This is a genomic window from Zobellella taiwanensis, assembly GCF_003012795.1.
Classification (GTDB): Bacteria; Pseudomonadota; Gammaproteobacteria; order Enterobacterales; family Aeromonadaceae; genus Oceanimonas; species Oceanimonas taiwanensis.
Genome location: NZ_PXYH01000003.1, coordinates 209,228 through 235,737 on the forward strand (window position 1 = coordinate 209,228; position 26,510 = coordinate 235,737).

General features: G+C 59.9%; 28 protein-coding genes and 1 tRNA gene. 12 read left to right on the plus strand and 17 right to left on the minus strand.

Annotated features, from left to right (window positions below; translation table 11 throughout):
• Positions 1-123: 123 nt before the first annotated feature.
• Positions 124-2,109 carry a HAMP domain-containing methyl-accepting chemotaxis protein gene (locus C7I36_RS03490; RefSeq protein ID WP_106452337.1) on the minus strand — a complete coding sequence of 662 codons (1,986 nt, stop codon included), beginning with the start codon at positions 2,107-2,109 and terminating at the stop codon, positions 124-126.
• A gap of 354 nt (positions 2,110-2,463) precedes the next feature.
• Between C7I36_RS03490 and C7I36_RS03495 the strand changes: the two genes are divergently transcribed.
• From C7I36_RS03495 to C7I36_RS03515, 5 genes are all read left to right on the plus strand, one after another.
• A complete protein-coding gene (locus C7I36_RS03495) occupies positions 2,464-3,402 on the plus strand; it encodes an aminoimidazole riboside kinase (RefSeq protein ID WP_106452338.1) in 939 nt (312 codons plus the stop codon).
• Between the two features lie 15 nt (positions 3,403-3,417).
• Complete coding sequence (locus C7I36_RS03500) at positions 3,418-4,539, plus strand: carbohydrate porin (protein ID WP_096779547.1); 1,122 nt, start codon at positions 3,418-3,420, stop codon at positions 4,537-4,539.
• Between the two features lie 57 nt (positions 4,540-4,596).
• Entirely contained in the window at positions 4,597-5,961 is a 1,365-nt protein-coding gene (locus C7I36_RS03505; protein ID WP_106452339.1) for a sucrose-specific PTS transporter subunit IIBC, read from the plus strand.
• Positions 5,962-6,144: 183 nt separating this feature from the next.
• The gene (locus tag C7I36_RS03510; RefSeq protein ID WP_106452340.1) at positions 6,145-7,554 is read left to right on the plus strand and encodes a glycoside hydrolase family 32 protein; all 1,410 of its coding nucleotides are present in this window, start codon (positions 6,145-6,147) and stop codon (positions 7,552-7,554) included.
• A 28-nt stretch (positions 7,555-7,582) separates the two neighbouring features.
• Positions 7,583-8,599 carry a LacI family DNA-binding transcriptional regulator gene (locus tag C7I36_RS03515; RefSeq protein ID WP_106452341.1) on the plus strand — a complete coding sequence of 339 codons (1,017 nt, stop codon included), beginning with the start codon at positions 7,583-7,585 and terminating at the stop codon, positions 8,597-8,599.
• Here C7I36_RS03515 and C7I36_RS03520 read toward each other — a convergent pair.
• From C7I36_RS03520 to C7I36_RS03535, 4 genes are all read right to left on the minus strand, one after another.
• Positions 8,584-8,994 carry a hypothetical protein gene (locus C7I36_RS03520; RefSeq protein WP_106452342.1) on the minus strand — a complete coding sequence of 137 codons (411 nt, stop codon included), beginning with the start codon at positions 8,992-8,994 and terminating at the stop codon, positions 8,584-8,586. The two genes, C7I36_RS03515 and C7I36_RS03520, sit on opposite strands and share 16 nt — an antisense overlap.
• Before the next feature lie 147 nt (positions 8,995-9,141).
• Positions 9,142-9,354, minus strand: a complete 213-nt coding sequence (locus tag C7I36_RS03525) for a hypothetical protein (RefSeq protein WP_106452343.1) — start codon at positions 9,352-9,354, stop codon at positions 9,142-9,144.
• A gap of 308 nt (positions 9,355-9,662) precedes the next feature.
• Positions 9,663-9,739, minus strand: a tRNA-Pro gene (locus tag C7I36_RS03530).
• A gap of 100 nt (positions 9,740-9,839) precedes the next feature.
• Positions 9,840-11,186 (minus strand): dihydroorotase, encoded by a 1,347-nt coding sequence (locus tag C7I36_RS03535; RefSeq protein WP_106452344.1) that lies wholly within the window; start codon positions 11,184-11,186, stop codon positions 9,840-9,842.
• A 96-nt stretch (positions 11,187-11,282) separates the two neighbouring features.
• Between C7I36_RS03535 and hinT the strand changes: the two genes are divergently transcribed.
• The 5 genes from hinT (at position 11,283) to C7I36_RS03560 (ending at position 15,543) form a co-directional block, all read left to right on the plus strand.
• Positions 11,283-11,633 carry a purine nucleoside phosphoramidase gene (gene hinT / locus C7I36_RS03540; protein WP_106452345.1) on the plus strand — a complete coding sequence of 117 codons (351 nt, stop codon included), beginning with the start codon at positions 11,283-11,285 and terminating at the stop codon, positions 11,631-11,633.
• A 10-nt stretch (positions 11,634-11,643) separates the two neighbouring features.
• On the plus strand, positions 11,644-12,243 hold the full coding sequence (locus tag C7I36_RS03545; protein ID WP_106452346.1) for a penicillin-binding protein activator LpoB: 600 nt from the start codon (positions 11,644-11,646) through the stop codon (positions 12,241-12,243).
• Positions 12,233-13,048, plus strand: coding sequence for a choline kinase family protein (locus C7I36_RS03550; RefSeq protein ID WP_106452347.1), 816 nt, complete (start codon positions 12,233-12,235; stop codon positions 13,046-13,048). The genes C7I36_RS03545 and C7I36_RS03550 overlap by 11 nt, the downstream gene beginning before the upstream one ends.
• Positions 13,049-13,091: 43 nt before the next feature.
• Entirely contained in the window at positions 13,092-14,099 is a 1,008-nt protein-coding gene (gene nagZ, locus C7I36_RS03555) for a beta-N-acetylhexosaminidase (RefSeq protein ID WP_106452348.1), read from the plus strand.
• A 151-nt stretch (positions 14,100-14,250) separates the two neighbouring features.
• On the plus strand, positions 14,251-15,543 hold the full coding sequence (locus tag C7I36_RS03560; RefSeq protein ID WP_106452349.1) for an NAD(P)/FAD-dependent oxidoreductase: 1,293 nt from the start codon (positions 14,251-14,253) through the stop codon (positions 15,541-15,543).
• Between the two features lie 39 nt (positions 15,544-15,582).
• On the opposite strand, the gene C7I36_RS03565 is transcribed toward C7I36_RS03560, so the two are convergent.
• Positions 15,583-16,506 (minus strand): ZIP family metal transporter, encoded by a 924-nt coding sequence (locus C7I36_RS03565; RefSeq protein ID WP_219899592.1) that lies wholly within the window; start codon positions 16,504-16,506, stop codon positions 15,583-15,585.
• 202 nt (positions 16,507-16,708) lie between these two features.
• On the opposite strand from C7I36_RS03565, the gene C7I36_RS03570 reads away from it, so the two are divergent.
• Positions 16,709-17,731, plus strand: a complete 1,023-nt coding sequence (locus C7I36_RS03570) for a CNNM domain-containing protein (protein ID WP_106452350.1) — start codon at positions 16,709-16,711, stop codon at positions 17,729-17,731.
• 20 nt (positions 17,732-17,751) lie between these two features.
• On the plus strand, positions 17,752-18,243 hold the full coding sequence (locus C7I36_RS03575; protein WP_106452351.1) for a TIGR00645 family protein: 492 nt from the start codon (positions 17,752-17,754) through the stop codon (positions 18,241-18,243).
• A gap of 6 nt (positions 18,244-18,249) precedes the next feature.
• Here the strand turns inward: C7I36_RS03575 and C7I36_RS03580 are convergent, their stop codons facing one another.
• From C7I36_RS03580 to C7I36_RS03620, 11 genes are all read right to left on the minus strand, one after another.
• Positions 18,250-18,465 carry a hypothetical protein gene (locus tag C7I36_RS03580; protein ID WP_106452352.1) on the minus strand — a complete coding sequence of 72 codons (216 nt, stop codon included), beginning with the start codon at positions 18,463-18,465 and terminating at the stop codon, positions 18,250-18,252.
• A gap of 99 nt (positions 18,466-18,564) precedes the next feature.
• Positions 18,565-19,953 carry a DEAD/DEAH box helicase gene (locus C7I36_RS03585; protein WP_106452353.1) on the minus strand — a complete coding sequence of 463 codons (1,389 nt, stop codon included), beginning with the start codon at positions 19,951-19,953 and terminating at the stop codon, positions 18,565-18,567.
• A gap of 159 nt (positions 19,954-20,112) precedes the next feature.
• Complete coding sequence (locus C7I36_RS03590) at positions 20,113-20,415, minus strand: DUF6172 family protein (RefSeq protein WP_106452354.1); 303 nt, start codon at positions 20,413-20,415, stop codon at positions 20,113-20,115.
• A gap of 246 nt (positions 20,416-20,661) precedes the next feature.
• A complete protein-coding gene (locus C7I36_RS17210) occupies positions 20,662-21,147 on the minus strand; it encodes a hypothetical protein (protein WP_146137301.1) in 486 nt (161 codons plus the stop codon).
• Between the two features lie 92 nt (positions 21,148-21,239).
• Positions 21,240-21,596 carry a hypothetical protein gene (locus tag C7I36_RS17215; protein WP_146137302.1) on the minus strand — a complete coding sequence of 119 codons (357 nt, stop codon included), beginning with the start codon at positions 21,594-21,596 and terminating at the stop codon, positions 21,240-21,242.
• Positions 21,597-21,990: 394 nt separating this feature from the next.
• Positions 21,991-22,611, minus strand: coding sequence for a hypothetical protein (locus C7I36_RS03595; protein ID WP_106452355.1), 621 nt, complete (start codon positions 22,609-22,611; stop codon positions 21,991-21,993).
• A gap of 58 nt (positions 22,612-22,669) precedes the next feature.
• Positions 22,670-23,281 carry a hypothetical protein gene (locus tag C7I36_RS03600; protein WP_106452356.1) on the minus strand — a complete coding sequence of 204 codons (612 nt, stop codon included), beginning with the start codon at positions 23,279-23,281 and terminating at the stop codon, positions 22,670-22,672.
• A gap of 93 nt (positions 23,282-23,374) precedes the next feature.
• Positions 23,375-23,698 (minus strand): hypothetical protein, encoded by a 324-nt coding sequence (locus tag C7I36_RS03605; protein ID WP_106452357.1) that lies wholly within the window; start codon positions 23,696-23,698, stop codon positions 23,375-23,377.
• Positions 23,699-23,838: 140 nt separating this feature from the next.
• A complete protein-coding gene (locus C7I36_RS03610) occupies positions 23,839-24,453 on the minus strand; it encodes a hypothetical protein (RefSeq protein ID WP_106452358.1) in 615 nt (204 codons plus the stop codon).
• A gap of 2 nt (positions 24,454-24,455) precedes the next feature.
• Positions 24,456-24,758 (minus strand): DUF2188 domain-containing protein, encoded by a 303-nt coding sequence (locus tag C7I36_RS03615; protein ID WP_106452359.1) that lies wholly within the window; start codon positions 24,756-24,758, stop codon positions 24,456-24,458.
• 71 nt (positions 24,759-24,829) lie between these two features.
• Positions 24,830-25,960, minus strand: coding sequence for an ISAs1 family transposase (locus tag C7I36_RS03620; RefSeq protein ID WP_106452380.1), 1,131 nt, complete (start codon positions 25,958-25,960; stop codon positions 24,830-24,832).
• Positions 25,961-26,510 lie beyond the last annotated feature (550 nt).

Below are 26,510 nucleotides of genomic sequence, written 5' to 3' on the forward strand. Positions count from 1 at the left end.
CCGCATAAGAGCGGCATCGAGCCTTTTTAACCCCGTGGGGGCTATGCCAACCCGAAGGCTCGCGCTGCGCGCGAAGGCAGGCGGGCCGCCTGCGCTCCTGAAAAACTTCCAGCTTCCCGCCCGTCAGGCCAGCCTGAAGCGGGCAATCTGCTCCTGCAGCTCGCCGCCGAGGCGGGCCAGGCTGACGCTGGTGGCGGCGGTTTCTTCGGTGGCGGCGGCGGACTGTTCGGCGACGTCACGGATGTTGGACACGCTGCGGTTGATTTCCTCGGCCACCGAAGTCTGCTCCTCGGCGGCGGTGGCGATCTGCTGGCTCATCTGCTGGATGGTGGATACCGACTGGTTGATCTCGTCCAGCGAGCTGCCCGCCTGGCGGGCCGCCTCTACCGTGCCGTCGGCCAGCTGGCGGCTGGTGTCCATGGTGGACACGGCGCCCTGGGCACCTTGCTGGAGGGCGCCAATCAGGCCTTCGATTTCCACCGTCGACTCCTGGGTGCGCTTGGCCAGTGCCCGCACCTCGTCCGCCACCACCGCAAAGCCTCGCCCGGCCTCGCCGGCCCGGGCCGCCTCGATGGCGGCATTGAGCGCCAGCAGGTTGGTCTGCTCGGCAATGCCCTTGATCACGTCGAGCACGGTATTGATATTGCCGCTGTCCTGGCGCAGCCGCTCTATGGCCCCGGCGGACTCCTCGATGGCGCCGGCCAGGTTTTCGATGCGGGCAATGGCCTGCTGCACCACCTGGGCACCCTGGCGGGCCTGGCCGTCCGCTTCCAGCGCCGAACCGGCGGCGGCCTCGGCGCTGCGGGCCACTTCCAGCACTGTGGCGGTCATCTGGTTCATGGCGGTGGCCACCTGCTCGGTTTCCATTTTCTGCTGGGTCACGCCGGCGCTGGTCTGCTCGGTGACGGCGGACATTTCCTCGGTGGCGGTGGCCAGTTGCTCTATGCCCGAGGTCAGCCGGGTGAGCAGGTCGCGCAGGTTGTCGGTCATGTGCTGCATGGCTTGCATCAGCTGGCCCACCTCGTCCCGGCGATCGCTTCGGATATTGCGGGACAGGTCGCCGGCGGCGATGGTGCGGGACAGCGCCACCACCTGGTGCAGCGGCGCCACTATGCTCTGGGTGATCAGCAGGGCGATCAGGATGCCGGCGGCAAAGGCAATGCCGGTGGACACCAGCATGATCAGCCGGGCTTCATCGCCGTTTTGCTGCAGTATGCCGACCTGCAGTTCCGCCGCTTTCGAGGCCGAAGCCATCATCTGGCGCGCATGCTCCGTCATCCCGTCTTCGGTGTCGAGCAACTGGCTATAGCCCTGCTGCAACCGCTCGAAGCTCTGCCGGTAGCGGCCCAGCTCGGCCAGGGCGGCGTCGATCAGGGCGGCGGCGGCATCGGCGCCGAGGCGTTCGCTCAGGTTGCGGCCCTGGTAGTTGTTCTTGAGCACATTGGCCTTGGTCGCCAGATCCTGCAGTTGCTTGAACACCTCGTCGGCATAGAGCGGGTTGCGGTTGCTGACGTAGTTCTTTTCCGCCTGGCGCACCATGAGTACCGCCTTGCTCAGCACATTGGCCTGGCCGGCCACGTCCAGCATCCGCAGGCCGTTGGTCTCGCCGATGCTCCTGAGCTGGCGGATGGCTTCGCTGCTCAGCCTGAACTCCAGTTCCTCGAACCGCTCTATGGCCTGGCGGGCGCTGCTCTCCAGCTGCTGCTGGGCGTCGATCGCGCTCTGCTGGTGCTGGCGCAGGCTGGCCAGGCTGTCCCGATAATTGCCGAGGTACTGCTGCAGGCTGCCGATCTGGGCCGCTATCTCGGGATAGCGCAGTATCTTGCGGGTTTCCTCGCTCAGCTCGGCCGCTTGCTGGGTCAGGGCAAGTGCCTGCCCGATATATTGTTCGTCATGGCGCAGCAGGTAGTTCTTTTCATTCATCCGGGCGTCGACCACCAGGGTCTCGATTTCATCGACTTTCACCAGGCGTTCGATCAGGTGCTGGATAGTCTGCATCCGCCCGTAACTGAGCCAGGCGCTGAGCAGGGAGATCAGCAGTACCACCCCGAACCCGAAGATCAGCTTTTTACGTACGCTCATATCGACGATAAAACGTAAAGCATTCATGAAGATATCCTCAAACAGCGGGGGTGGTGGCAAGAGGGTGGCCTAAGGTCCGGCCGCGACCGTGTCGCGAAACAGCAAAGATGGGGGCTTTAATCATCGGGCTTCCTTTCAGGGTGTTTTTTGCGTGAGATACGCCGGCAACGCCTGCACGTCACTCGAGTAGGTACTGACCCAGCAACCATATCGGACTGCCCGGGCAAAGCTTAGTTTTTTGTCTCTTAAAGCTTCATCTGGCACTTTTTGCCCCCGCTTTTTTTAGCTGGATCACAAAGCTGAAACGTTTTAGCTGGAAGTCGTTGTTTGGCTAAATCGGTTTAGCTATGGTGCATCCATCAAGCACGAGCGGAGAGAATGATGTCTGTGATTTATTGCCTGGGTGATGGTGTGATGGACTTGCTGCCGGCCGAAGGCGGCCAGTTGCTGCCCTGTGTGGGTGGAGCACCGGCCAACGTGGCCGTGGGCATCCGCCGGCTGGGCGGGGCCTCCGCCTTCGTCGGCCGTCTGGGCCAGGATCCCTTCGGCGACATGATCATCGACACCCTGGCACGGGAGGGCGTCGCCACCTCCTGGGTACGGCAGGATGCGCGGCTGCCCACCAGCTCCACCCTGGTGGCGCTGGATGCCCGCGGCGAGCGCAGCTTCTTCTTCCTGGCCCAGCAGTCGGCGGATCAACTGCTGGCGCCGGCCGACCTGCCCGAGTTCAAGGCCGGCGACTGGCTGCACCTCTGCTCCCTGGCGCTGACCGCCGAGCCGGCGCGGGGCACCACCCTGATGGCGGTGCGCCGTATCCGTCAGGCCGGCGGCTTTGTCAGCTTCGATGCCAATATCCGCCTGAGCCGCTGGCCGGATGAAGCCAGCCTCAAGGCCTCGCTGGAACGCATTATTCCGGAAGTGGACCTGCTCAAGCTGTCCGGCGAGGAAGCCGAACTGCTCACCGGCCACGCCGATCCCAACCTGGCCATGACGGCCCTGGAAAACGAATACCGGTTGCCTTTTGTGCTTATTTCCCTGGGCGCAGAAGGTGTACTGGCCTCCCTCAAGGGGGAGCGACTGTGGCAGCCCGCCTTCGCGGTGGAAGCTGTCGACACCACGGGGGCGGGAGATGCCTTTATGGCCGGCCTGCTGGCGGGCCTGGCCACCTACCCCCAAGCCGATAAGGCGCAATTTGCCACCGTACTGACCCAGGCCCAGGCCTGTGGCGCCCAGTGTTGCCTACGACTGGGTGCCATGGCGGCCCTGCCGGACACGGCGGCGATGGAAGCCTTTATCGCCCACAACCTCACTCCCGTTTAATTGCAGGAGAAGAAAATGACAAGGAAAGCATTACTGTTGGGTTTACTGGTGGCAGGGACCGCGGCCACCGCCAATGCCGAAGTGACCTGGGAAGGCAACAAGGGCCGCCTGAGCTTGGGCGGCGATGTGGAATTCGACATCAACGTCGCCAACAAGCAGGAAGACAGCAACCTCTACCGCAACGACGGCCGTGACGACCGCTGGGATCAGACCGGCCGGCTGCTGCTCGACATCTCCGGGGAGCGGGTCGCCGACTCCGGCGCCTATGCCAAGTTCAAGGCCCAGCCCACCCTGGGCAGCAGCGGCGGTGTGGGCTCGGATGACGCCTGGTTTGCCTTCGGCCGCAGCGACGTGGGCGAGATGAAGATCGGCCGCTTCGAAGCGCTGGACTTGTTCCCCCTGGGCCAGGACGTGTTCGTGGAGCACTCCGGCGATACCTCCTCCGGCCTTTACACCGACGGCTCCGCCTACCTGTACATGGCCAAGGAAGCCCGCGGCCGCGCCGGCGACGCCGGTCACGTCATGGTCAGCCGCCAGCTGGGCGATGTTTACCTGGAGCTGGCCACCCTGTTCGGCGATCGCAGCGACCTGTTCAACGTGGTCGACGGCGCCCGCCGTTACCACGGCCATGAACTGACCAAGGAGAAGGACTCCATCGTGGTGCGGCCGGCGCTGCGCTGGCAGGCCGGCGACTTCAGCTGGGCGCTGGGCGCCGAGCACAACCTGGTGGAAGACGCCATCATCGACGCCGAAGGCCGCAAGGTGGCCCGCCGCACCGGTTACGGCACCACCTTCGGTTGGCAGTCCGGCCTGATCAAGGCCAACCTCAACGCCGCCTATCTGGATGCGCTGAACGAAGAGAACCTGACCCTGGGCGCCAACGTGCTGTTCGACAAGTTCGGCCTGGGCTATATCTACGGCCGCAACAAGATAGACGAGGCCGCCGCCGGCTACGAGTACCTCGAAGGCACCCAGAAGAGCAACACCGTCTATACCTCCTACCGGTTCGACAACGTGCTGGATCTGGACAACTTCGGCATCCTGCTCGGCGCCTACTGGTCCGACTTTGATGTGGAAGAGTCCACCGTCGCCACCGACCGCTACGGAGCCCGGGTGCGCTTTAAGTACGTGTTCTAATCTTTATGGGGACGGCGATCGTCCCCATCCTTGTTTTTGTAATGGGAACTCGCTGTTATGAATATTGAAGCCATTGCCAAAGGACTGCTGCCATTGCTGGGCGGTAAGGAAAACCTCGTCAGTGCCGCCCATTGCGCCACCCGGCTGCGGCTGGTGCTGAGCGACGACAGCCTGGTCGACAAGGGCGCCATCCAGGAGCTGGAGGGGGTGAAGGGCTGCTTCGCCAACGCCGGCCAGCTGCAGGTGATCTTTGGCACTGGCCTGGTCAACAAGGTGTACGCGGAGTTCACCAAGGTCGCCGGCCTGGGTGAAACCAGCAAGGCGGAGCTGGTGGACGCGGCCGCCGCCAAACTCAATCCGGCCCAGCGCCTGGCCCGGACCCTGTCCAATATTTTCGTGCCCATCATCCCGGCCATCGTCTCCGCCGGTTTGCTGATGGGCCTGCTCGGCATGGTGCGCTCCTACGGCTGGGTGTCCCCCGACAGCGCCCTGTTCATCATGCTCGACATGTTCAGCTCGGCCGCCTTTATCATACTGCCGGTGCTGATCGGCTTTACCGCCGCCCGCGAGTTCGGCGGCAACCCCTACCTGGGCGCCACCCTGGGCGGCATCCTCACCCATCCGGCCCTGACCAACGCCTGGACCGTGGCCGACGGCTTCAAGACCATGGAATTCATGGGGTTGGAAGTGGGCATGGTCGGCTACCAGGGCACCGTGTTTCCCATGCTGCTGGCGGTGTGGGTGATGAGCCAGGTGGAAAAACGCCTGCGCAAGGTGGTGCCCAACGCCCTGGATCTGATCGTCACCCCCTTCCTCACCCTGCTGATCGCCGGCTTCGTGGCCCTGCTGTTTGTGGGGCCCCTCGGCCGCGGCCTGGGTGACGGCATCTCGCTCGTGCTCAGCACCCTCTATGATCACGCCGGCTGGCTGGCGGGCCTGGTGTTCGGCGGCACCTATTCGGCCATCGTGATCACCGGCATCCACCACAGCTTCCACGCCATCGAAACCGGGCTGCTGACCAACCCGGCCATCGCCGTCAACTTCCTGCTGCCGATCTGGGCCATGTCCAACGTGGCTCAGGGCGGCGCCTGCCTGGCGGTGTATTTCAAGACCAAGGACGCCAAGCTCAAGGCCATCACGGTGCCGGCCGGTGCCTCCTGCCTGCTGGGCATCACCGAAGCGGCCATCTTCGGGGTCAACCTGCGCTACGGCAAGCCCTTCCTGGCCGGCCTGTTCGGCGGCGCCCTGGGCGGCGCCTACGTGGTGGCCTCCAAGGTGGGCATGACCGCCGTGGGCCTGACCGGCCTGCCGGGCCTGGCCATAGTGCAGCCAGCCTCGCTGCTGAACTACGGCATCGGCATGGTCATCGCCTTCGGCGCGGCCTTCACCGCCTCCACCCTGCTGAAGTACAAGCTGGACTGAGAAAGTCGGGTGGCCGACAAGGTTTCGTGCCGGCTCTTCCCATAGTCCGTAGGCGCCCGTTTACGTGGCGCAAGGCGATAAACGGCGGGGCCTGCGGGCCCGCCGTTGCGTTTCCCGGCAGCTAAAGCGCCGGCTACAGGAGCGAGGAGCGGGCTGGTCATCAAGTTGAGAGGAGATATGGCAATGACCGAACAGCAGTGGCTGAACAGGCTGAGCGAGGCCTTGCTTGGGGGGCTGAACCGGGCCGAGGGGGATCCCCATCGGCCCGGTTGGCATATCGCCGCCCCGGTGGGCCTGCTCAACGATCCCAACGGCTTTATCCAGTTCGACGGCCGCTACCGGCTGTTCTACCAATGGAACCCGCTGGCCTGCGCCCACGGCGCCAAGACCTGGGGCCAGCTGGTGTCGGACGACCTGGTGCACTGGCAACACCTGGGCCTGGCCTTGGCCCCCACCGAGGACTACGAGCGCAACGGCTGCTACTCCGGCTCGGCGGTGGACAACAACGGCGAGCTGACCCTGATCTACACCGGCAACGTCAAATACGACCGGGAACGGCGCACCGCCTTCCAGTGCCTGGCGGTGGAGCGGGAATTCGGTGAGTTTGAAAAGCTGGGCCCGGTGCTGGATCTGCCCGAGGGCTATAGCGGCCATGTGCGGGACCCCAAGGTATGGTGGCACGACGGGCGCTGGTGGATGGTGCTGGCGGCCCAGAGCGAAGACGGCCAGGGCAAGGTGCTGCTCTACCGGAGCCCAGATCTGCACCACTGGCAGCAAACCGGGGTGCTGGCCGGCAGCGGTGAGGGGAATATCGGCGAGTTCGGCTATATGTGGGAATGCCCGGATCTGTTCGAACTCGGCGGACGCCAGGTGTTGATTTGCTGCCCCCAGGGCCTGCCGGCCGAGGCCGAGCGCTACCAGAACCTGTACCAGTGCGGCTGGCTGGCCGGCGAGCTGGACTGGCACAGCGGCCGCCTGGCCCACGGCGACTTCCACGAGCTGGATCTGGGCTTCGAATTCTATGCCCCGCAGACCACCCTGGACGACCAGGGCCGGCGCCTGCTGATCGGCTGGCTCGGCCTGCCCGACGACAACGAGCCGGCCCAGCCGACCCGGGACTATGGCTGGATGAACCAGCTCAGTTGCCCGCGGGTGTTGAGTTGGCGCCAGGGCCACCTGTACCAGAATCCGGTGCCCGAGCTGGCCGCCCTGCGCGGCGAGGTGCTCCGCTGGCAGGGACTGGCGGTGCAGGCGCCCCGGCTGCAGGGCGGCCGGGCCGAGCTGGAACTCGACGTCAGCGGCGAGGTGCGGATCTACCTGGGGCAGGCGGCGGTGCTGACGCTGAACGCCGACGGCCTGGAGCTCCGGCGGCTGAACTGGCGCAGCGGCGAATGGGAAAGCCGGCGCTGGCGCGGACAGGTGTCGGATCTGCGGCTGCTGCTCGACAGCTCCAGCATCGAACTCTTTATCAACGGCGGGGAGGCGACGATGTCGGCCCGTTATTTCCCGGGGGCCAATCCCGAGATCCGCTGGGGCGGGGCGGGAGAAATCCGCTTTTGTTACTGGCCTCTGGGCTCGGCTTGGGTAGAATGACCGCAACAGCCGACATAACGACAAGCCCGTGGATAAAAAGAAACTGACCATCGCCCGGCTGGCGGAGCTGGCCGGCGTGTCCAAGGCCACCGCCAGCCTGGTGATGAACGGCAAGGCCGGCCAGTACCGCATTGCCGACGAAACCCGCGAACGGGTGATGGCGGTGGCCAGGCGCTACCAGTACCAGCCCAACCTCCATGCCCGCGCCCTGGGCTCCCGCCGCAGCCATACCCTGGGGCTGGTGATCCCCGATCTCACCAACTTCGGCTTTGCCAGCATCGCCAAGTCGCTGGAATCCCGTTGCCGGCAGGCCGGGCTGCAACTGCTGATCGCCTGTTCCGACGACGATCCCGAACTGGAACAACAGGTGGTGGCGGGGCTGGTCCAGCGCCAGGTGGACGCCCTGATCGTGGCCTCCAGCGCCAGCGACGACGCCGCCTATCGCCAGTTGACCGAGCGGCTGCCGGTGATCCAGCTCGATCGCCATATCGGCCAGTCGACCCTGCCGCTGGTGATCTCCGACGCCTGCCGGGCCACGGCGGAGCTGGTGCAGTCCATGGCCCTGGGGCAGGAGGCGGTGTATTTCCTGGGCGGACAGCTGGCGCTGTCGCCCAGCCGCCACCGCCTGGCGGGCTACGAGCTGGGTCTGCAGCGGGCCGGGATCGAAGCCAGGCCGGAGTGGATCTGGATGGCGGACTATCGCCCGGTGTCGGGGTATTGCATGATGGAGCAGCTGCACCGGGAGCTGGGCCGGCTGCCCGGGGCCCTGTTTACCGCTTCCTTTACCCTGCTCGAGGGGGTGCTGCGCTACCTCAACGAGCATCATTTGCTGGCCGAGCCCATCCGGCTCGGCACCTTCGACGATCACGAGCTGCTCGACTGCCTGCCGATAGCGGTGGATGCGGTGGCCCAGGACTGCGAGGCCCTGGCGGGGGCGGCCTTCGAACTGTGCAGCCTGCTGTTGCAGGGGGAAACCCCGGTCCAGGCCGCCCACGTGGTGCCGACCAGGGTTCACTGGCGCAGCCGCGCTCAGCGCGAGGCGTAATCGCCGCTACGGGACAGGGAGGCGACCAGCAGCCGGGCTTCGTCGACGGAGTGGAGCTGCTCGACCAGCACCTCGTCCTGCTGCCAGTCTACCCGGGTGCCGGTGGCGGCGTAGAGGTGCGCGTTAAGGGTGTCTGGGTTGAGGTCGGGATGCTGTTCGGCCCGGCCGCCGGGCAGGTAGATGGTGCCGTTGGAGAAATCGACGGCAAAGGCCACTACCCCGGGCACGATGAAAAACAGCAGGCCGATACCGTTGGCAATGGCCACTACGGGGTCGATACGGCCGCTGATCTGGCCCTTGCGCTCGGGGTAGAAGACGGTGCCGCAGGCGGCCAGCTGGGTGGTGATGACGCCGGCCAGTACCAGGGCCAGCGATTTTTTCCGGAATCCTGCCATGATGTTGCCTCTGTGAGAATAAGGGAGGGTACAGCTGCATTTTATACGATAACGGTATTATCTGAATCCGTTTCGGCGGCGGTGTGACAGCGGCTGGCGCCGGGGAAAACGCTAACGTAAGGCGGACTACCTTACGTTAGCGGACGTTTATGCCTTGAACAGCCGGTGGAAAGCCTCGGCATGCTCCTGGCTGGCCTGTTGTTTGTCGTCGAAGGCCTGGGTGACGGCCTCCAGGGAGCAGGCGTCTTCCCGGAACTGTTGTACCCGGTGATCGTAGCGCTCGCTGGCGGCTTTCAGTTTTGCCCGTTTTTCCTGCAGTTCGTCCCAGGCATCCTTGGTGGCTTCGCTGTATCTGGCCATGGGGTCCTCCCGTGTGGTTGAGCCCCTAAAGTGTAGTACGGGACGCCGGGGAGGGGTGTTGCAAGAAGCCTTTGGCGCGCGGGCGCTCCGGGTGGTGGCATTGCAAGGAGCCTTTGGGGCGCGGGCGGCTCGCCCGCATGGGGTGTTGCGCCTGTGGTCTGGCGGTGGTGCCGGGCCCGGGGGTCCCGCTTCGCGGGAATGCAGGCGGGCCGCCTGCGCTCCGGGTTGGGATGGTCCATTGAACGTGGCCAGACAGAGAAGGCCGGAAAGCAAAAAGCCCACCTTGCGGTGGGCTTTTCAGGATGATTTGGTCGGCGTGAGAGGATTTGAACCTCCGACCCCTGACACCCCATGACAGTGCGCTACCAGGCTGCGCTACACGCCGAAATCGTCGTTGTGTCGACGGGGACGGATTCTAGGGAAGTGGCCGGAGGCTGTCAACACCCGTGCCGGCCACTGTGGTGCGTTTGCCTGCTATTTACGCACTAGCGGGTAAATTGCATCCGCTGGCCGAAGGCCTGCTCGCTGACCACACCGTTCTGGTAGGCGATGTGGCCGTTGACCAGGGTGGTGTCGACCCGGCTCTTCAGGGTGGTGCCCTCGAGCGGCGACCAGCCGCAGTGGTAGAGCAGGTTGTCCTTGCTGACCGCCATGCGGTCGTTGAGGTCGAACAGCACCAGATCGGCGAAATAGCCTTCGCGGATATAGCCCCTGTCTTTTATCTGATAGCGCTCGGCCACCGCGTGGGAGGTTTTGCGCACTATGGTCTCCAGGCTGAAGATGCCCTTGTGGTAGAACTCCATCAGCATCGGCAGGGCGTGCTGGCACAGGGGCAGGCCCGAGGGCGCGCCGAAGTAGGAGTTTTGCTTGTCGACCCAGGTGTGGGGCGCGTGGTCGGTGGCGATGATGTCGATGATGTCCTGGTTGACCGCGTCGATCAGCGCCTGCTGGTCGGCGGCGGTCTTGATCGCCGGGTTGCACTTGATCTGGGCGCCCAGGCGCTCGTAGTCGGCCTCGTTGTAGAACAGATGGTGCACGCACACTTCGGCGGTGATGTTCTTGTCCTTCAGCTCGGCCAGGGAGTGGCTGGCGGTGAAGTGGCTCATCTCCCGGGCGGTGGTGAGGTGCAGCACGTGCAGCTTGGACTGGTAGCGCTTGGCCAGGCTCACCGCCAGGGAAGAGGACAGGTAGCAGGCCTCGGCGCTGCGGATATGGCCGTGCTCGCCAAAGGGCACGGCGTCGCCGTACTTGGCCCGGGCCAGCTCTTCGTTGCGCTTGATGGTGGGCGAGTCTTCGCAGTGGGTGGCGATCAGCACCGGACTGTCGCGGAAGATGCCGGCCAGGGCGGCTTCGCTGTCGACCAGCATATTGCCGGTGGAAGCGCCCATGAACACCTTGACGCCGCAGGTCTGGTTGGGCTGCAGGCGCTGGATTTGCTCCAGGTTGTCGTTGGTGCCGCCCAGGTAGAAGCTGTAGTTGCCGGCGGCCCGGCCCTCGGCCAGCTTGAACTTGGCTTCCAGCGCCTCCAGGGTGGTGGTTTGCGGATTGACGTTGGGCATGTCCATAAAGCTGGTGGTGCCCCCGGCCACGGCGGCGCGGGATTCCGACGCTATGTTGCCCTTGTCGGGCATGCCGGGTTCGCGAAAATGTACCTGATCGTCGATCATGCCCGGCAGCAGGTGCTTGCCGGCGGCGTCCAGCACCCGGGCGTCGGCGGGGGCGGACAGGCCGAAGCCAATCTGCTCGATGCGCTCGCCCGCGATCAGCACATCCTGCACCTGGACACGGCCTTCGTTGACCAGGGTTGCGTTTTTAATCAATAGTTTATTCATTGTGACTTCATTCCTTTGGCGGCTAACAAGGCTATAATAGCGAATCTTGTCCGGGGCCGACAGGCGACCCGGCGATTTACCTCAAGGAGACAGGCCATGGCAGAAGAGACCATTTTCAGCAAAATCATCCGCAAGGAAATTCCCGCCGATATCCTGTACCAGGACGAACTGGTCACCGCCTTTCGCGACATCTCTCCCAAGGCGCCCACCCATATCCTGATCGTGCCCAACGTGCTGATCCCCACTGTCAACGAGGTGGAAGCCGAACACGAGCAGGCCCTGGGCCGGCTGTTCACCGTAGCGCGCAAGCTGGCTGCCGACGCGGGCATCGCCGAGGACGGCTACCGCCTGATCATGAACTGCAACCGCCACGGTGGCCAGGAGGTGTACCACATCCACCTGCACCTGCTGGGCGGCCAGCCGCTCGGACCCCTGCTGGCCCACTGAGGAAACCGCGATGTCCCTATTCCGTTTTGCCACCCTGGCAACGGCGGCTGTGGTACTGAGTGCCTGCAGCCTGCCCAATCCCTATTCCTCCCAGCCGGCGCCGGTGCGTCCGGTTACACCCGCGCCGGTGCCGCCGCCGGCCACCCCGGCCCCGACGCCGCCGGTGATCGAATTGCCCGAGGCGCCGGTGGCGCCGCTGCCCGAGGCCAGCAATGCCAATCTGGAACGCCTGGCCGACAGCCTGGCGGCCAGGCTCAGGGCCAGCCCGGCCCTGGCCGAGGTCAACGGCCCCGTGCTGCTCGACGATATCCGCAACCAGGCGGGCAGCCCGGTGGACACCCGTGGCCTGACCGAACGCCTGCAGGCGGCCCTGGCCGGCTCCCTGAACTTTGTCGGCGGCGCCCAGGTCAGCAGCCTGCGCCAGCAACTGGCCTACCAGGGCGGGCGGGCCGACATGGCCTCGCTGGTGCGCCTGGGCAAGCAAAGCGGTGCCGCCTACCTGCTGTCCGGCAACCTGAGCCGGGGCGGTGCCGGGTTCAGCCTGAGCGGCCAGTTGATGGAGCTCGCCAGCGGCGAGGTGCTCTGGTCCGACAGCGTCAGTGGACGCTGAGCCACTGCTGGCCGCCCTGCCCGAGGCCTGGCGCGGCCGGCTGACGGCGCTGGCGGGCGGCCACACCAATCGCAGTTTCCGGCTCGACAACACCCACGGCCGCTTCTGGCTGCGGCTGGGTTGTGCCCGGGCCGAGGCGCTCGGCATCGACCGCCGGCGGGAGCTGCAGGCACACAGTGCCGCAGCCGAGGCCGGTTTGGCGCCGCCCATCCGGTTTGCCTGCCCGGACTCGGGTGTGCTGGTGCTGGACTGGCTGGATCAGCCGGACTGGCGCCGCACGCCGGGGCCGCTGGCGGCGCTGATGCCGAGGGTGGCGGCCCTGCACCGCTTGCCCGCCGGGCTGGCGCCGCTGGATCTGGCGGCCCATGCCGGCCGATACCTGGACCGGCTGGCACCGGTGCCCGGCTGGCTGGCCGAGGCGTGGCCGGCGTTTTCCGCTCCCGCGCTCAATCCGCCCTTCAGCCCGGTGCCCTGCCACCACGACCTGACCGCCGGCAACCTGCTGGGCGGGCGGCCCTGGCTGCTGGATTGGGAATACGCCGGGCTGGGCGATCCGGCCTTCGACCTGGCGGTGATTGCCGACGACCGGGGGCTGGACCGGGCGGGTCGGGCACGGATGCTGGCCTGCTATCGGGCGGCGGGCGGCGTGCTGGACGACGACCGGCTGCGGGCCCGGCTGCCCTGGGTGGCCCTGCTCACGGCCTTGTGGGCGGCGCTGCAATACCAATATCATGGTACGCCGGACTACGGCGGCCTGCTGGAACAGGCCCGGCGGCGGCTGGCACTGAGTCTGTCCTCCCTGTGAACAAGCAAGGGTCGCGCTGGCGACCGTGGAGTATCGAACGATTATGGGTCCCTTTATTCTCGATTTGGCCGGCTGCGAACTGGATGCGGAAGAGCGCGAGCTGCTGGCCCATCCGGCCGTGGGCGGGGTGATTTTTTTCAGCCGCAACTACCACGATCGCCGCCAACTGACGGCCCTGGTACAGGCGGTGCGCCAGGCCAGGCCGGGCCTGCTGCTGACGGTGGATCACGAAGGCGGCCGGGTGCAGCGTTTTCGCGAGGGCTTTTTCCCGCTGCCGGCGCCGGGCCGGCTGGCGGGCCTGGATCATCCCGAGCTGCCCTCCCTGCTGGAAGACGCCGGCTGGCTGATGGCGGCCGAGCTGCTGGCCCACGACATCGATCTCAGCTTTGCGCCCGTGCTCGATCTGGAACGGGGCAGCGAGGTGATAGGGGATCGCAGCTTCGGCACCGACCCCGCACAGGTGATAGCGAGGGCCGGCGCCTATATCGGCGGCATGAAGGCGGCGGGCATGGCGGCGGTGGCCAAGCATTTTCCCGGCCACGGCAGCGTGCGCGCCGACTCCCACAAGGAAAGCCCGGTGGATACGCGGGACTATGCCGAGATCGAGCAGGCCGACCTGGTGCCCTTTCGCGAGCTGATCAAGGCCGGATTGGTGCAGGGCCTGATGCCGGCCCATGTGATCTATTCCCGGGTGGACGAGCGGCCGGCGGGATTTTCCGAATTTTGGCTGAAGCGGGTGTTGCGCGAGCGGCTGGGTTTTGGCGGCCTGGTGTTCAGCGACGACCTGACCATGGAAGGGGCGGCGGTGGCCGGAGACTATCCCGAGCGGGCCCGGCAGGCGCTGGCGGCGGGCTGCGACCTGCTGCTGGCCTGCAACCACAGGGCCGGGGCGGTGAGCATCATCGACAGCCTGCCCCATGATCTGCAGCGGGATCTGGCGCCCCTGCGCAAGCGCGACAACGCCGGCGCCGCCCACCTTTACGGCAGCCGCCGCTGGCGCGAGGCGAGCGAGCGGCTGCACCGCATTGGTGCCGGGCAGGGCTGGCACTGAGCCGGTGGTTATTTTTATGTGAAAATGAAGTTGTGATTATCATCACGACTTTTACAATAGGCGTCGCCTGGCCCGGGCGACGCCGGGCAGAAAATCTGCCGCTATGGAGGCGCCATAGCCGCAGGTTTTTTATCTTTGAATGAGGTCGAATATGACAAGGATTATCGTGGTCGGCGGCGGCGCCGGCGGACTGGAACTGGCGACCAAGCTGGGACGGCAACTGGGACGCAAGGGCAAGGCGGAGGTGATCCTGGTGGATCGCAACCGGACCCACCTGTGGAAACCCCTGCTGCACGAAGTGGCCACCGGCGCCATGGATCCGGGCATCGACGGCCTGAGCTACCGCTCCCAGGCCCACAACCACGGCTTCAGCTTTCATCTGGGCACCCTCACCGGCATCGACCGGGAAGCCAAAACCATCACCCTGGCCCCCCTGCTCGACGACAGGGGCCAGCCCATGGTGGGCGAGCGCTACCTTAAATACGACATGCTGGTGCTGGCCATCGGCTCGGTGTCCAACGACTTCGGCACCCAGGGCGTGCGGGAGCACTGCATCTTCCTCGACAGCCCCCAGCAGGCCGAGCGCTTCCACGACGAGCTGATGAACCGCTTTTTGCAGTACGCCGAGAGCGACACCGTGGACGAAAAGGTGGACATCGCCATCGTCGGCGGCGGCGCCACCGGGGTGGAGCTGTCGGCGGAGCTGTACAACGCGGTGGAACACCTGGCGGCCTACGGCTTTAAAAAGCTCAACCGGGACTGCCTGCGGCTGACCCTGGTGGAAGCCGGCCCGCGCATACTGCCGGCGCTGCCCGAGCGGATTTCCGCCATGGCCCACAAGGAGCTGCGCGAGCTGGGCGTGGACGTGCGCGTCAACACCATGATAGTGGAGGCCACCGACCAGGGGCTGAAAACCAAGGAAGGCGAACTGATCCCCGCCAACCTGATGGTATGGGCCGCCGGCATCAAGGCGCCGGACTTTATGAAGGACATTGCCGGGCTGGAAACCAACCGCATCAACCAGCTGGCGGTGAAAAGCACCCTGCAAACCACCCGCGACGACGCCATTTTCGTGATTGGCGACTGCGCCTTCTGCCTGCAGGACAACGGCAAGCCGGTGCCGCCCCGGGCCCAGTCGGCCCACCAGATGGCGAGCCTGGCCTATGAAAACATCCTCGCCAGCCTGGGCAACAAGCCGCTCAGGCCCTATGTGTACAAGGACCACGGCTCGCTGGTGAACCTGAGCCGCTACTCCACCGTCGGCTCGCTGATGGGCAACCTGATGCGCGGCTCCATGATGGTGGAAGGGCGCATTGCCCGCACCGTGTACATTTCCCTCTATCGCATGCACCAGGTGGCGCTGCACGGCTATACCCGCACCGGCCTGATGATGCTGGTGGGGCAGATCAACCGCTACCTGCGCCCGCGCCTCAAGCTGCACTAATCCCCCGTAAGGCGGGCCTGCCTGGCCCGCCTTACTTCCTCAACCCAGCAGGGTGTCCATGACCAGCATCAAGGCAAAACCGCCCATCAGGCCCAGGGTGGCGGCGGTCTGGTGGCCGTTGCGGTGGGTTTCGGGGATCACCTCGTGGGAGACCACAAAAATCATGGCTCCCGCCGCCAGCCCCAGGCCCACCGGATAGGCCAGCGGCAGGCCGGCGGCCACGCCGATGCCGAGCATGGCGCCCAGGGGCTCCATCAATCCGGTGGCGGCGGCGGTCAGGGCGGCGGGCAGGGCCCCCAGCCCTGTGGTGCGCAATGCCAGGGTAACGGCCAGGCCTTCGGGCACGTTTTGCAGCAGGATGGCGGCGGTGAGCGGAATGCCCACGGCGTTGTCGCCGTCGGCGAAACTGACGCCGATGGCCATGCCCTCGGGCAAATTGTGCAGGGCAATGGCCAGCACAAACAGCCAGACCCGGCTGATCCGCTCGCAGTCGGGGCCGCAGGGGCCGGTTTCCATGTGCTCGTGGGGAGTAAAGCGATCCAGCCCCAGCATCAGCGCCACGCCCAGCGCCAGACCCAGCAACACCAGAGCGAGGCTGCCCACCGGGCTGCCGGTCAGCCGCTGGCCCGCCTCTATGCCGGGCAGGATCAGGGCGAAGGCACTGGCCGCCAGCATCATGCCGGCGGCAAAGCCGAGCAGGGTATCTTCGGAGCGGGTGCTGAGCCGGCCCAGCAACAGGGCCAGCAAGGCGCCTACGGCAGTGGAGCCGAACCCGCCCAGGCCGCCGCCGATGGCGTGCTGCAGGCGAGGGTCCTGCCAGGAGCCGATGGCCGACAGGCTGTTGAACAGCAACAGTGCCAGCATTACCACCAGGGTGGCCAACAGGCTGTAGGCGGTGAGCCGGTGCTGGCGGATTTCCGCCAGCAGGGCCTGGCGGTAGGAAACAAAGGGATTCTGGGACATGGAAGCTTCTCGCGGTACCGACATGGCCACAGCAAAGCACAGAAAGGGCGGCGGGAGAAGTGCCCGGGGCGGCTGCATGATTATGTTTTTACACGCCATGCCGCCAGGGGAGCGGCGATGCCGGGTGCGGTTTTTATTGCCCGCGGGATACCGGCCCGGCTATGATGAGCGCTTCTAAGCCACAGAGGTAACCATCCGCTCAATGAGCCTGTTAATAGCGTTCGCTATATTATCCATCGGTATTTCCTTTCTTTGTTCTATCCTGGAAGCCGCGCTGCTCTCCATCACCCCCAGCTATATTGCCCAGCTCAAGCTCAGCAACCCCAGGCTGCACGAAAACATGAAAGAGCTGAAGGACAGAATCGACCAGCCCCTGGCCGCCATCCTGACCCTCAACACCATAGCCCATACAGTGGGAGCCACCGGCGTGGGTGCCCAGGTGACGGTGGTGTTTGGCGACGGCTACCTGGGCTTGGCCTCGGCGGTGATGACGCTGCTTATCCTGGTGCTGTCCGAAATCCTGCCCAAGTCCATCGGCGCCCGTTACTGGCGCAGCCTGGCCCCGACGCTGCCGCGCCTGCTCAACGGCATGATTTTTGTGCTCAAGCCCTTTATCTGGGTGTCCGATCAGATCATGAAGGTGTTTGGCGGCCACGCTCCCGAGCACGACCTGCGCCAGGAGATAAAGGCCCTGTCTATCCTCGGCCGCGAACTGAACAAGCTCGACGAAGACGAGCAAAGGGTGATTGCCAATATCCTGGATTTGCACGATATCAATGTACGCAGCATCATGACCCCGCGCACCGTGTGCGAGGTGCTGCCGCCCGACATGACCATAGGCGAGTTCGCCCTCCATGTGCAAAGCGGACAATTTTCCCGCTACCCGGTGATCGACAAGGACGAAAACCCGCTGGGACTGGTGTTCCGCTACGACATCATCAATGCCGATCCGGCGCTGCCGGTGTCTGCCCTGGCCAAGCCGGTGACCATCGTCAGCGATACCATCAACGTGGAAAACCTGATGACCCAGTTCATGCACGAACGCCAGCACATGTTCCTGGTGTATGACGAATACGGCAGCTGGCTGGGACTGGTGACCATGGAAGACGTGATTGAAACCATTATCGGCAAGCCGATCATGGACGAAACCGACGACATTCCCAACATGCGCCGCTATGCCAAGCGACGCTGGAAACACCGGCTGAAAAACCTGGCCGAAGACTGACGGCGGAGCGAGCCACGACCATGGAAAGACTGATAGAAAAACTGATGTACGGGGCGCGCTGGATCATGGCGCCCATCTACCTGGGCCTGAGCCTGGTGCTGCTGGCGCTGGGCATCAAGTTCTTTCAGGAAATCTTCCACATTCTGCCGAACGTGCTGCACATGAAGGAAGTGGACCTGATCCTGGTGACCCTGTCGTTGATCGACATCACCCTGGTGGGGGGACTGATTGTGATGGTGATGTTCTCGGGCTACGAGAACTTTGTGTCGCGCCTGGACGTGGACGACGACGACGACAAGCTGGGCTGGCTCGGCAAGCTGGACGCGGGATCGCTCAAGAACAAGGTGGCGGCGTCCATTGTAGCGATTTCTTCCATTCACCTGCTGAAGGTGTTTATGAACACCGAAAACATCGCCAACGACAAGATCAAATGGTATCTGCTGATCCACATCACCTTTGTCTTGTCGGCCTTCGCCATGGGCTACCTGGACAAGCTGACCCGCCACAAGTAGGCGGGGCTACTTTTCCCGCTGCATCAGCACAAAGGTCAGGTACATTTTGGTGGGCAAGGACAGCGCCATGCCCACCGCCACGCAGCCCGCGCTGAGCAGTATGCCCCGCACACCGAGCGCCGCCATGGCGGCGCTGTGGTGCAGGTAAATCCCCAGCCCAATCAGGCCGATGCCCAGCAGCATCATGGCCTTGAGTACCCGGATAAGCGTGTTGTCGGACATGGACCCTCCCGCCGTGCCGTCGCTTTGGGTTTCAGGCTAGCGCGGGGGAGGAGACGCCGCCTTGACCTGTATCAGTCCGGGCGGCCTTTTGGCGGGAGATTAGCGGGCGTATTTCTCGGCGCGTTTGCCGCGCAGTACTTTTTTCTTTGGCCCGGTGTTTTTGGGGCTACTCGGCTTTTTCAGGCGTACGGGCTTGGGCGCGGCCTGGTTGCCGGTTGCATCGGCCGGCTTGGCGCGGCGCGGCTTGCCCTTGGCATTGCCCGAGCCTTCCAGCTCGATCACCGTTTCGCTGGCCCGGTTTGCACGCCCGGACAACACCTTGCGCGAGATGCTTTTGAGCAGGGTGCCGCGGTTGCTCACTTCAAAGCCCGGCTTGACGATGCGTTTGATCTCGCCGCCAATCAGCTTTTGAATGCGCTCCAGGGTTTGCTCTTCTTCCCGGCTGACAAAGGAAATGGCGGTGCCGGCGGCCCCGGCGCGGCCGGTGCGGCCGATGCGGTGCACGTAATCCTCGGGCAGATAGGGCAGGTTGAAGTTCACCACATAGTCCAGGCCCTGGATATCCAGGCCCCGGGCGGCCACTTCGGTGGCGATAAGCACCTGCAGCTTGGCGGACTTGAAGTCGGCGATGGCGCGGCGCCTGGAGCCCTGGCTTTTGTCGCCATGGCACACGGCGGCCTCGATTTTGCGCTGCTTGAGGCCGGCCAGCAGCCGGTCGGCCTGCTCCTTGGTGCTGGTAAACACCAGCACCTGGAACCAGTTTTTTTCTTCCAGCAGCTGTTCGAACAGTTCTATTTTGCGGCTTTCTTCCACCGGATAGACCGCATGGCGGACGGTATCGGCGGTGCTGTTGACCCGGGCGACCCGGATTTGCTGGTGATTGTGCAGGATCTTGTGGGACAGCTCGTTGACCGCCGGCGAGCTGGTGGCGGAAAACAGCAGGGTCTGGCGCTTGGGCGCGGTCAGCTGCATCAGTTTCAGCACATCGGTGATAAAGCCCATGTCCAGCATGCGGTCGGCTTCATCCAGCACCACAAATTCCACGTCGCTCAAGGCCACATTGCCCAGGGTGATGTGCTCCATCAGGCGGCCGGGGGTGCTGATCACCATGTCCACGCCCGCTTTCAGCTTGTTGGCCTGGCCACCCATCTTCACGCCGCCGTAAAGCGCGGTAACGCTCAGGGGCAGATGCCGCGCGTAGGCGCCGATGGCATCGGCCAGTTGCTCGGCCAGCTCGCGGGTGGGGGTGAGGATAAGGGCACGGGGGCGGCGCTCGACCGTGGCTTTGGGGTTGTCCAGCATGCGCTGCAACACCGGAACGGCAAAGGCGGCGGTTTTGCCGGTGCCGGTTTGGGCGGTCACCTGCAAATCCTTGCCGCGCCGGGCGGGCACTATGGCCTGGGCCTGTACGGGGGTCATAGCACTGTAGCCACATTCTACAAGGGCGCGCTGTAGATCCGGGGCCAAATCTAAAGATGAAAATTGCATAAGAGTTCCTCTGTAGAGTCGCTACAGTCAAAAAATCGAGGGCAGAATATACAGGATTTTGCGGGTGGAAGAGAGGATTGTTTGTGGTGCTGGCTAAATCTTGGCCGGTGGGCCAGGGCGGTGCCGGACCTGGCGGCAGGTCCGGCAGCGGGCAAGGGCTTAGCCTTCCTCGGCCTCGTCGCGCGGCTGATGGTTGCAGGCCCGGGCGAGGATCTCCACATAGAAGGAGGGCAGCTCCTGCGCCACGGCGGCATCGATATGGGCGTTGATTTCAGAGGTGAAAATCTTTTCCGCCGCCGCCTCAGTGGCACCGAAGCGGCAATCGAAGGTCCAGTAATCCATGCCCGCCGGCAGTGCCTTGCGGCGCTCCCGGTTCAGGTATTTTCTGATGTCGTGCTTGATGGAATCCACCAGACGAGCCGGCTTCAGCCTGGGGTGGGTCAGGGCGATGGTCTTTTTCATTAAAATTCCTAGGGATATGCACAAAAACAAAGCTGAACCAGCTTTTGGGGCGGTATTCTACATGGAACGGCGCCAGATCACCGCCGATTTCTGCGGTTTTTGTCGAGAATGTGAGAAGAACAGGTGCAGATAGGGATTTTGAAAAAATTAAGCCCAGGCCAGTGATAGTCAATGGGGCTGAAAAATATAAGGTATGCTCTAAGCACTGCTAAGATATAAATTGTCGAGAAATAATAAGGTGAATTTTTATAATCCACCTCCGGGTACGTCTGGGTAGGCAATTATCCATGGATCTTTATTTCCTGAGCTTTTATACCAAGAAATTGTAGAACGGAACATTTCAATGCCAATGTGTATTAGTGTTTGTGAATATGCAGGATTGGATGTTGGCTCATATGGGTATCGGTCTTCAATGAAAATATTGTTGTGCCTTTCTAACCATTCTTTATGATGATCAAATTTTAGTTTCTGTGATAGGGAAGGGTCAATTGCACTCAATAATTCGAGAAGGCCATGAATCTTTCTTCCCTTTATTTCGTATTGTTCAGATATAGTACCTTTGCGATTATTATCTACTGGAGTAGCTAAAAAGCTTTTCAAGATAATCTCTATGCCGATCGCTGCATTAACTATTGCTACTCTATTTAAATTTGGTTGATTCCAAATGATCTTTGCTGCTCGTAGGTAATGCTCTGCGCTCTCCAACATATAAGCAGATTGATTTTTGCTCATGAAATTACCCATGTGTTGTAGTATTCGGATTAATTAGGCGGCTGACAATAAGGGTTTTGAAGATGAATTATTAGTCACTAGCTCGCTTAAAGTTAGTTGATGCTCTTGAGGTAATTAACAACTTCATGCCGGTCGTATACATCGGCAGTTATAATTAAGTCATCCTTGAAAGAGTCTATGCTACCACCAGTTGAGATCAGTTCTTTTAACTTTTTTAAGTCGCCGTCTATTATAGCGCTTGTATACTCTGTTTTGTGGATCTCTACTATATTATTTTTATTTGGAGGTAAGTCTCGATCGCAATGCTTACAAACCTTTGCTTCCGGCTTTATAGTCTCAGCACAAAATGGACACTTAATCATGGAGCCGTCTTTTAAAGAGTCTTTTTCTTTTTTTGAAGGTTCTTTGTTTTTGATTAAGATAGCAAGGAAAGCAAATGGACCAAACATGAAACCAATTAAAAACCATAAGAATACATTGTGTCCTTTTAATGAAGCTGTTATGCAACACAAAAAGCCAAAAATACACCAGATAACTATCTATGCCGAAAGGGCCATAGTCTTACTCCTATTGTAAAAAATTAAAATATTGTTTTGTTAGTCAGTTGAGTGAGAATTATCCTACCTAGGTATCTGAAGTATCAAAAGCGGTTGTTAATCATCTTTTGATACTAAGTCAAAGTTGTACTTAACCAAGATACCAAGACGTTTCACGCCCTCATTTTCATGTAAGATATTTTGAATTCTTATTTTATTTACAGACATGGCGACACCATTTATGGATGGCTCAGAATTATAATGCCCTGTTAAACGGTAAGCTTTAACGGTCGGATATCTACAATTATTATAATTGTATGCCACATCTACTCAATGATTCCTGTAAGGATGGGCCTAAATCATACTCTCCAGTTGAGGAAGAAGCTTGGTTTAAACCGATTGTCCGATATTTTATTTTTTTCCCAGAAAGCATTTCTTTGAGTATTGATTGAGCCTTTCCTCCTGTTGTTGCAGTGAATGGAGACATTGCACGAGCAGTAGTCTCCATGGCAGTTCTATATGTATCCTCGACCAATTTCTGATTTTGCTCTGGAAGATTTTTCGCGTACTCTTGCATATTGCTGAAAGTCCCTTCAGGAACGTAATCGAGAGGCGTTTCGCTGGAGCTGATTGTCCAAGCAGTATTTGAGTCAATACGGATTTGAACATCTCCCACAGGGATAGGATGTTTTCCACCACTTTTTACGCCAAGCCGTAAGTCACCGTTGACTACTTCTATATATGGATAGTAGTGGTTGCTATATGTAAAAACAGAGCCATTGGTATAGAAACTTCCAACAGAAACAGAGCAAGTTTTATTATCGGTAAACTCATCTACCTTGGTGCTTGCAACCCAAGAAATACTTGGAGACGTTGTAGCACAGCCAGCAAGAAGTGATGCTGTAATAAAAACTCCAATGTTTTTCATGAACTTATCCTTAAAGTAATTATATATAACAGTTTTCAGATCCGAGTGCAGCAAATTGTTATGTGCCTGACACAATGTTTGGCGGAATAAAACTGCCACAATTGACCAAAAGATAGATCGCAAAAACAGCGAAAGCTAGTGGCAATAGAAATGCTTGAAACCAGATGTAAAAAGAGGCAAGCTTGCTTAGTGCACTAAACCTATTTCCTGCTGCGTCAAGCCTGACGATGTATAGATCAGCATTAGTTTTAAAATCTTTGTACTCATTACGTAAGTCTTCGGGTAGATCGCTGAAGCTCTCTGGCCATTTGCCATTTTTTTCGAGGGCGAATAGATTTAGAAGCAATCGAGTCCCGCCATTGATGAAGCTCCCATCCAGCTTCATGTTTGTATTGAATTGTGACCATATTTCTGACTCTGAATACCACAACCTATAGGCGGCCAAGTCACCAACCCAATTAATAACCAATACGTAAATCATGTACAAAACCAAACTGAACGATACAACATCAAAAAGCTCTGAAGGCAGGCTAAGCCCTAAAATGGATAGATCTTCTAAATTCACTCTGTATAGTTTTACTAGGATCACCAACGAAGAAAGAACAATGAGCCTCCTACCAGCCTTTTCCGTAATGTCCGAGATTAAGTCCTTCCCGCTTACCGATGGCATCAAAACTCCTTAAAGTACATAACCCCCCAAGCAGGGGCAGATTTTGCGTTTTGAGTGCAGCGAAGCAAAAATTTGTCCCACTGCCTTGGATTGTTATGAGCTCTCCGGAAACTCAACAGGAACCTTGAACTGGAGCTTGGCAGTATGGCTTGAGGAAGACGAACTATCACCCTTTACCACTCCACCAACGACGGCGGCAACCACGTTCAATTTCGCCTCACTTCCTTCTTTGTCAACTACATTGACAGAAACTTCAAAATCAATCAACTGCCGGTTACTTAGCCCGGACTCATACCACCCCAGAGCTCCACCGGGAAAACGTGAAGCAACTTTGCCACTGTTCACCTCTGACTGCGCCTCATAGACGCCATCCATTATGTCTTTAATTGATTTTTTGACAAAATCCTTGAGTTCCACTCTTCAACCCTCGTGTTTGAATATCTCCAGATACCACAACTCATAACGCCTGCAATAAGATGTGCCCCACTGAACCAACAAAGCACACTGAACTCCGTACCGAAACTGCCGAGTGTAAACGCATTACCTTGATTGCTTTGTTATGAATTCAGTCGCATCCACTGCTGTATGATTTGGACATGATCTGAATATGTAAGTTCGTCATCTTCGTGCAAATTCAAATTCTGCTTAATGGTAGGCTTAAGTAACTGATAGGCTTGATAGTCCATATAGATAGCTGTTGCTCCAGGTAAACCACCGCCTAGATTGGTATTGAAACTGCTTCTTAAATTTGAAATTAGAGTCTGTGGTTCATTATTGTGAGTTTTAATATCTTGACCTGAAATATCAGACATAAACTGCATATAACGATATGCAATTGAATCAAATATAATTGTGATTTTATCAGAACTTCTGCCGCTAGCGAATTTTTTGCACCCAAGAAATAGACCGAGCTCTAATGGCATATTGAAGCGTGGAAGATTGTTATGGCTATCAAGTTCAGTACGAGATATATCGTGAACACCATACTTGCAGTCAGCAATTATCCCATTAATTTTGTCGATCCTTGTCTCACCTGCATCATCGTGCTCTAAGGCACATCTAGGTTTCAGACCACATTTATAAATGGTGAATAAAATTGCTTCAAAAAGAGGCTCATATTGTGAGTCAAACGGACAATTGATGAATACACTTACTTCATAATCTGAAGACATCATTACCCCTTAACCACATTGGTTTCCATCGCTTTAGCGATGGCAATATTTACATCTTTTGTTTTTAACTTACTTCTGGTTTTTACAGCTTTCATTGCTGGTTTATATTTTAAGCCTAAGACCTGATTAACATTTCCATTTTCGTTATAAACGATTACAGTTTTTCCTTGTTGAGCAAATTTCCTCGCTGCTTCAACTGCTTGCTTTTTTGTGCCAAATTTATGTGTCTTCTTTGGGTTTCCCGAAGATGTTACGTACCAATCTCCATCTTCATTTTTATGAACCGTGTAATAATTCACTTTCATATGACCTCCTTTGAATTCATAACGTTTGGTTAAGGGGCGGGCTTTAGCCCGTCCCAGCGAGCAGGGCAAGATTACGAAACCCCCAGTCCTGCCAAGACTTGCGACAGGTAGGCGTTGTTTCGGCTGGCCCGCTTTTGCTTGCGTTTCATGCCGGCCTTGAAGCTGGTCTCTCCCTTCAACGCATTGAAGGCGATATGCCGGATGGTGGCCATGTTTTCGCCGGCCTGCTCTCGGCGGATGCGGCAGTCGTCTTCCCGCATGCCCACATCCAGTTGCCAGTGCAGCTGGGATTCTATCGACCAGTGGGAGCGGCTCGCTTCCAGCAGCTCCTTGGCCGACAGCTTGGCCGAGCTGATGTAGTAGCGCACCTTGATGTCCTTGGCCGGTTCGCCGCCCACTTCCCGCACTGCCGCCACTATCCCTAAGGTTTTCAGCTCCGGCCATTCAAACACCAGGTCACCCAGGATGGACAAGTCGTCCACCGCCAGGCTCAGCCGGGTTTCCTTGCGGCCATGGCCACTTTCCTGCGTGCTGTAGCTGTCGACATCAGGACGCTGAAACATCTCCATCCGGAAGTAGTTATTGAAGGCTTCCTCCAGCTTGGGCTGGTTGCCCTTCACCGCCAGCAGGTAGTCCGCACCTTTGTTGAGCACCTTCTGGGCGATGGCCCGCTGGCAGCCCATGGCATCGATGGTTACCAGGCAGCCACGAATGCTCAGCAACTCCAGCAGTTCCGGAATGGCGGTGATCTCATTGGACTTTGCATCGGTTTTGACCTGGCCCAGCACCACCTGATTGGCGGCGCTAAACGCCGACACCATGTGGATGGCGCCTTGGCGGCGGCCCTTGTCGTAGCTGCGCCGCAGGGTTTTGCCGTCGATGGCAATCACTTCGCCTTCGGTGGCCACATGGCAGTCTTTCATCCAGGCGGCAAAGCTCTTTTGCAACTGCGTGGCCGAAAGCATGCCCATCACCCGGGCGATGGTATCGTGCACCGGCACGCCGTTCTCGAAATCGCCATACTGGCGCAGCCAGTCGAGGTGATCGATGCCGAAATCCTCGATTTCCTCCCACCCTTCGGCGCCGCCAATGACGGCCACGATAGTGAGGAAAAGGATGTCCGAGAGCTTGTGCTCCACCTTCCATTGCTGGCGTGGGTCACTGATGATGGAGAGGTGCTGCAAGAGGCCGAGTCCGTTCATGGCGATCATCTGTCGTTGAAAAGACAGCATAGGATCACAGCTGATATTGATCGTCAAAGCGATCCTTCCCAATCGAGATTTTTCTTCAAAAAGTGTGCGCTCCGCTGTACAACATGGCTGTTAGTGTTTAAATTTTTAACACCCCGAAAGCCTTGTCCCATAAGGCTTTTTCATGATCTTGCCCTGTCCCAGCGAGCGAGATCCAGGGTGAGATCCACGGACGATTTGAACCAGTTGTTATAATTTTTTGCTGGCTGCTTGTGCTTTTGCTCGCTCTACGACGGCGGGCGTCAACGGATTTCCTTGGTCGTCGACAAGAACTTGTGTAACAGTACAGCGGCAGTCGACTGGAACATTAGCCAAGTCATAAAGTGCTTTGATTTTGTCTACTTCGAATAACTTGCCATGCAAAGCTTGATGGTGCAGGGTGAGAGCGTGAACATTTTGTTAAAAAACCAAGGTGTTCATGCTCACTGCGCCGCCATTGCCCTCAGCCCCGCTGCCAAGACCTGATCCAGATAGTCTGTGTTCATGCTGGCTATCTTCTGCT